1 pseudogene is annotated in these 300 nt (G+C 59.0%); it reads right to left on the bottom strand.

Annotation, left to right across the window (positions count from 1 at the left end):
- A pseudogene (locus tag EOD29_RS31175) lies at window positions 1–192 on the bottom strand (YdgA family protein); the annotation flags it as partial.
- Window positions 193–300 lie beyond the last annotated feature (108 nt).

The raw sequence follows: 300 nt of genomic DNA, 5'->3' as shown, positions 1-300 counted from the left end.
GTACTGCTTGCGGATCGTCACCAGGTTGACGTCACTGCATTCGAGCCCGTAGCCACCACCAGTTGCACCGATCAGCCTGTCCTTGCCGACATACAGCGCCGCGCCGCCGGAAACGCCCGCCAGAAGCGCGACTCCGCCGATGATGATTGCCAATTTCCGGGAAGGCCGGAATATGCGCAGTAAGGCCTTCACGCCAACTGCTCCGCCATCTCAAACTCCAACGCAGGACAGGTGCTGAGAATGCTAGGGAAATGACGTTTCGGAAAGTTTAAGTGGGCGCCCCGTGCTCGCTCCATTTCA

The organism is Mesorhizobium sp. M1A.T.Ca.IN.004.03.1.1, assembly GCF_003997555.1.
In the GTDB taxonomy this organism is placed as follows: Bacteria; Pseudomonadota; Alphaproteobacteria; order Rhizobiales; family Rhizobiaceae; genus Mesorhizobium.
This window is presented reverse-complemented; position numbering and strand designations above follow the sequence as displayed.